General features: G+C 63.2%; 7 protein-coding genes. 6 read left to right on the top strand and 1 reads right to left on the bottom strand.

Going from position 1 to position 5380, the window contains the following annotated elements; translation table 11 throughout:
* From FN369_RS00520 to FN369_RS00495, 6 genes are all read left to right on the top strand, one after another.
* Window positions 1-628: agmatine deiminase family protein (locus FN369_RS00520; protein WP_142524271.1), on the top strand; the 628-nt coding region annotated here is incomplete at its 5' end.
* A 7-nt stretch (window positions 629-635) separates the two neighbouring features.
* Window positions 636-1187: a hypothetical protein gene (locus tag FN369_RS00515; RefSeq protein ID WP_142524270.1), complete on the top strand. Its 552-nt coding sequence runs from the start codon at window positions 636-638 to the stop codon at window positions 1185-1187.
* Between the two features lie 218 nt (window positions 1188-1405).
* Window positions 1406-2572, top strand: coding sequence for a cysteine desulfurase family protein (locus FN369_RS00510; protein WP_142524269.1), 1167 nt, complete (start codon window positions 1406-1408; stop codon window positions 2570-2572).
* On the top strand, window positions 2569-3738 hold the full coding sequence (locus FN369_RS00505) for an aminotransferase class V-fold PLP-dependent enzyme (protein WP_142524268.1): 1170 nt from the start codon (window positions 2569-2571) through the stop codon (window positions 3736-3738). The genes FN369_RS00510 and FN369_RS00505 overlap by 4 nt, the downstream gene beginning before the upstream one ends.
* A gap of 3 nt (window positions 3739-3741) precedes the next feature.
* The gene (locus FN369_RS00500; RefSeq protein WP_142524267.1) at window positions 3742-4539 is read left to right on the top strand and encodes a histidinol-phosphatase HisJ family protein; all 798 of its coding nucleotides are present in this window, start codon (window positions 3742-3744) and stop codon (window positions 4537-4539) included.
* Between the two features lie 13 nt (window positions 4540-4552).
* A complete protein-coding gene (locus tag FN369_RS00495) occupies window positions 4553-5143 on the top strand; it encodes a DNA-3-methyladenine glycosylase (protein WP_142524266.1) in 591 nt (196 codons plus the stop codon).
* A 17-nt stretch (window positions 5144-5160) separates the two neighbouring features.
* Here the strand turns inward: FN369_RS00495 and FN369_RS10925 are convergent.
* Window positions 5161-5380: hypothetical protein (locus FN369_RS10925; protein WP_218579988.1), on the bottom strand; the 220-nt coding region annotated here is incomplete at its 5' end.

Genomic DNA, 5380 nt, shown 5'->3' with positions numbered 1-5380 from the left:
GCGGGCCGCCGCTTTCCTCGGAATGCGCTGCTTCGAGCCGGGAATCGTCTTGGAAGGAGGAGCAATCGATACGAACGGAGAGGGGCTTTTCCTTGTGGGGAGCCGCTGTCTTCTCGATCCCATCCGCAATCCAGGGATGACGCGGGAACGGATGGAGCGGGCGCTGCGCGAATATGTGGGTGCCGAACGGATCATCTGGCTCGAAGGAGAAATCGTTGGGGACGATACCGACGGGCATGTCGATGAGATCGCCCGTTTCGTCGGCCGGTCGACCATCGTGGCTGCGCGCGCCGAAGACCCCCAGGATCCCAACCATGCAGCCCTCGAGGAGAATTTCGCACGTCTTCTTGCCGAGGCGACGAAGGGACCGGAAACGCTGCGCGTGGTGCCCCTTCCGATGCCGGGGCCGATCTATGAAGGCGAGACGCGCCTCCCCGCTTCGTATGCCAACTTCTATTTTGCCAACGAAGCGCTCCTCTTCCCCGCTTTCGGCGATCCGATGGACGCCGTTGCGGGAGAGATCCTCGGCGAGCTGGTGCGAGACCGTCCGGCGGTCCCCGTGGCCGCTCGCGATCTTGTGTGGGGATTCGGGGGCTTGCATTGTATCACCCAGCAGGAGCCGGCTTGAAACGGTTATGATCTACCATATTTCTCTGGGACTGGTGGCCCTCGTCGTCGGTCTGCTCCACGGGTTGGGCGGGGTTCTGGCCATTTTCTTTCCGGCAGGCACGCAAGGGTTTTTGCAAAGATTCCCGAGAAATCGAATGCTCGGCCGGCTCCTGCTGGGGGCTGGCACCGTTTGGGCGGCGAGCCTCTGCGCCACGATCGACCTTGGGGAGTATTCGTGGCTCCGTTCCGGACTCGTCTTCGTCTCCCTGGCGCTTGGAGCGCTGGCCATTTGGCTCCTCGAGGATTTCCCCTCGGTTCGCGGGCTTTCCATCCTCTTGCTACTTGGGGCGAACGTGCTTCTCGACGCGGCGTTTTTGAGCGATCGTTCCGGCAAGATCGCCGTCGTTCTTCTCGCCTATCTTTGGGTGTTCGCCGGAATCCTGTTCGTGAGTCTCCCCCATCTCTTCCGCGATCGGGTTTGCGAGCCGCTCGCCCGACCCGCTCCCCTGCGAGCCGCAGCCTGGGGCGCTCTGGCAATCGGCGCGGGCTTCGTCGCCTTTGGCTTGGGTCTCGGATAGCAAGCCTCGGTCGGATGACGAACCGCGCGAGCGTTGGGGGAGCGACCGGCCGGTCCGTGGCTTCGGACTGCTTTTGCGCATCGCTGTTCTGTCTTGCACAGAGCGGGGAAAAGACCAATTGATTGTAGTGCGAATCGGAACGTTCGATGTTTTGAGAAGGAGCCGGGAACCCCGGGAAGAGGATCCGGCCGAAACCAACGCGGCCAGGAGAGTGGAATGTGAGCAGGCGATTGATTTATTTGGATAACAACGCCACCACGGCGATGGTTCCGGAGGCGGTGCGGGAAATGGTTCCCTTCCTTTCGGTCTACTACGGGAATCCCTCGAGCTTCTATTCCCTCGGTCAGGAGTCGAAGGAAGCCCTCCAATCCGCCCGCCGGCGAGTCGCCGGGCTTTTGGGCTGCGGCGAAGATGCGCTGGTTTTCACGAGCGGAGGCACAGAATCGGACAACTCCGCCCTCCGGTCCGCTCTCAGGACCTCCGGCAAGCGGGAAGTAGTCACGACGGCCGTGGAGCATCCGGCGGTCTATCGTTTCTGTCAGGAGCTGGAGCGGGAGGGATACCGGATCCGCTGGTTGCCTGTCGGCTCGGACGGACGGCTCGATCCGGCGGACGTCGCCCGGGCGATAGGCTCGGAGACGGCCATCGTCTCGGTCATGTGGGCGAACAATGAGACGGGGGTGCTCTTTCCGATCCGGGAAATCGGAGAAATTTGCCGGGCGCACGGGGTGCTCTTTCACACCGATGCCGTCCAGGCGACGGGCAAATTGCCCCTCCATGTAGCGGAAATGCCCATAGACTTCCTCTCGGTTTCCGCCCACAAGTTCGGAGGGCCGAAGGGAGTCGGCGTCCTTTACGTCCGGGAGGGAGTGCCGTTTCGTCCCTACCTTTTGGGAGGCTCTCAAGAGCGGGGGCGGCGTGCAGGGACCGAGAATGTTGCGGCGATCGTGGGCATGGGCCGGGCCGCGGAACTTGCGGCCGAACGGGTCGGCAGGTTCGCGGATCGCGTCGGGAAGCTGCGGGACAAGTTCGAAAAGACAATCCTCTCCGAACTGACCGAGGTGCGGATCAACGGCCACCGAACCGAGCGCGTTCCGAACACTTCCAATCTCTGTTTTCAGAATGTCGAGTCCGAAGCACTGCTGCTCGAGCTCGATCGCCAAGGGATCCTGGCATCGGGCGGATCGGCTTGCAGCACAGGGAGCGCCAAGCCGTCGCGAGTGCTCGTAGGGATGGGGCTGAGTGCCCGAGAGGCATTTGCCAGCGTGCGCTTCTCCCTCGGTTGGAACAACACCGAAGAAGAGATCGACTGGGCGGCTGCGGCCGTGGTCCGAGCCGTGCGACGAATCCGAGAAAAGCTCCCCGCATCGTTGGTTGCCCAATGACCATCGACCGGATTGTGAACGATGCGGAGCTTCGGGCCCGGCTCTTCCCGGTGACCGGGCGCAAGACCTTTCTCGCGCATGCCGGTGTCGCCCCGCTCACCCAGGCGGCCGTCGATCGGATCCGAATCGCCGCCGAAGATGGTGCGAGCCAGGAGCAAGAGACCGAAGCGCTTTTTGCCGAGCTCGATCGGAGCCGGCAGGTAGCGGCTCGCCTCTTACACGCCGATGCGGCCGAGATCGCTCTGGTGGGGCCCACGGCCTTCGGCTTGAATCTGGTGGCACAGGGGATCGACTTCCGGCCCGGAGACGAGGTTGTTTTCTATTCCGACGATTATCCATCCAACGTCTATCCGTGGATGCGCTTGGAGGAGAAGGGGGTAAAGCTCGTTCGGCTCGAGCCGGCCGGATTGGGCCGACTCACCCCGGAGCTGGTGCTCAACGCGGTCGGTCCTCGCACGCGCCTCGTCGCACTCGCCACCTGCCATTTTCTCTCCGGCTACTTGCTCGATTATCGGACGATCGGGGAAGAGCTCCGCCGACGCGGGGTACTCTTCTGCCTCGACGGGATCCAATCGTTGGGTGCGGCGCCCATGGACGCGGCCTATTGCGATTTCCTGAGCGCCGATTCGCACAAGTGGCTCTTGGGCCCGTTGGGCGCTGGGATCTTCTACGTACGCAAGGAGCAGCAATCCCTCCTCCGTCCGGCACTCGTCGGCGCCTGGAACATCCGTTCTCCTGGTTTCATCGCCCAGGAGGAGATCGAATGCGAGGCAGGCGCACGGCGCTACGAGTGCGGGGCTCTCTATGCCATTGGAATTCTGGGCATGCGGGCTTCGATGGAGCTCTTGCTCGATCTGGGGATCGAGGCGATCCGGGAGCGGCTCCTCTCCCTTCACGACTTTTTGGCGGAGGGACTGCGCAAGCGCGGCTGGCGCCTTTTGGCGGAGGGAGCTCCCGCGGAGGCCCGATCCGGCATCGTGACGGCGACGCACGACCGGCGCAACCTTGCCGCCGACGTCGAGGCGCTCAAAGCCCAGAACATCTTCGTCTCGCTTCGGTGGGATCGGCGGGGCGGGCAGTATATCCGCTTCTCCCCCCACTTTTATAACACGCACGCGGAGCTCGCAAAGGCGGTGAGCATCCTCGAGCGGGGTGGATCGGGATAGCCGATGCTCTTCGACTACCATGTGCATACCCCGCTTTGTCGCCACGCGGTGGGGAGCCCGCAGGAGTATGTGCGGCGAGCCCGCGAAGTGGGGCTAGGAGAGCTGGGATTCAGCGACCACAACCCGATGCCGACCGCTTTCGACGATTGGCGGATGGGGCCGGAAGAACTGCCGCGCTACCTTGGCCTCGTGGAGGAGGCGAAGGAGTCCTCCGGAGGCGACCTTCCGATTCGACTGGGGCTCGAGTGCGACTTTCTCCCCGGATATGAGGACCATATCCGCTTTCTGGCCGAGCAGGCCGAATGGGACTATCTGATCGGATCGGTGCACTATGTGGAGCCCCAGTGGGATATCGACAACCCGGCGAAATTGGCCAAATGGGAAGAGAGACCCGTAGAGGAGGTTTGGCGGCTCTATTTTGCGGCGTACACCCGCATGGCCGGCTCGGGGCTCTTCGATTTCCTTGCCCATCCGGATCTTGTGAAGAAATTTGGCAGGAGGCCCTCCGGAGATCTGGATGACTACTATCGGGAAGCCGTCGATGCCATCGCGGATGCGGGGCTGGCCATCGAGGTGAGTACGGCGGGACTCCGCAAGGAAGCCCGCGAGATCTACCCGGAGAAGCGCTTCTTGGAAATGGCGCATCGCCGCCGGATCCCGGTGCTCCTGAGTTCCGACGCCCACCGGCCGGAAGAGGTGGGTTACCGGTTTGATCTGGCACTCCAACTGGTGCGAGAGGTGGGCTATCGGCAGCTCGTCCGCTTCGAGCGCCGAAGAGCGATCCCCGTAGCCATCTCGTAAGACGCCAACCTCCATGACGGCGGGGCGCAAGCTTTCCCAAGAAGAGTTTCTCCTGCCCGATCCGGCGGATCGTGCCCGATTCTTCCTGGGGAAGCGGCTGATCTGCGAATCGTCCGAAGGCCGAGTCAGCGGATTGATTTGTGAGACGGAAGCCTACGGAGGAGCGGAAGACAAGGCTTGCCACGCCTACGGAAATCGCAGGACGCCGCGGACCGAGATGCTCTTCCGGGCCGGAGGGGTCGCCTATGTCTATTTTTGCTACGGGATGCACCATCTGCTCAACTTCGTGACGGGACCGGAAGGGGTGCCCCAGGCCGTTCTCATTCGGGGAATCCGGATCGTCGAGGGCCATACCCTGGTCCGGGCGAGAAGAGGAGGAGTTCCGGAACGGGAGTGGGCAAACGGCCCGGCCAAGGTCTGCGAAGCCCTCGGCGTCCATCTGGGGCACAATGGTCTCTCCCTGCTCGGTGAGACGATCTGGGTCGAAGACCAAGGCATCGTTGTCTCCGAGAAGGCGATCGTGCGCACGCCTCGGATTGGGGTCTCCTACGCGGAAGAGTGGGCCGAAAAGCCGCTCCGCTTCGTCTGGCGGGATGCGGCCTGATCGTGCGGATCGGTCGCTTACGCTCGGCCGTTGCGGGTGCGAGCCTCCTCGGCCGGACTCTCTACGAAGGCGCTTGTCGTCGATCGGGAAAACTCCGGCGGTTCCGGGGCCGACGCGGCCGCTTTGGCTTCCCGGCGACGGCAGACCAGCCAAAAGACTTGTGGGAGGACGACGAGGCTGGCGATGAGGCAGTAGCCGATGGAGATCGTCATGAGGAGTCCGAGGCCGAAAAGGCCT

This window comes from Methylacidimicrobium cyclopophantes (assembly GCF_902143385.2).
Classification (GTDB): domain Bacteria; phylum Verrucomicrobiota; class Verrucomicrobiia; order Methylacidiphilales; family Methylacidiphilaceae; genus Methylacidimicrobium; species Methylacidimicrobium cyclopophantes.
Note: the sequence above shows the minus strand (reverse complement) of the source record. Positions and strands in the feature narration are given on the sequence as shown.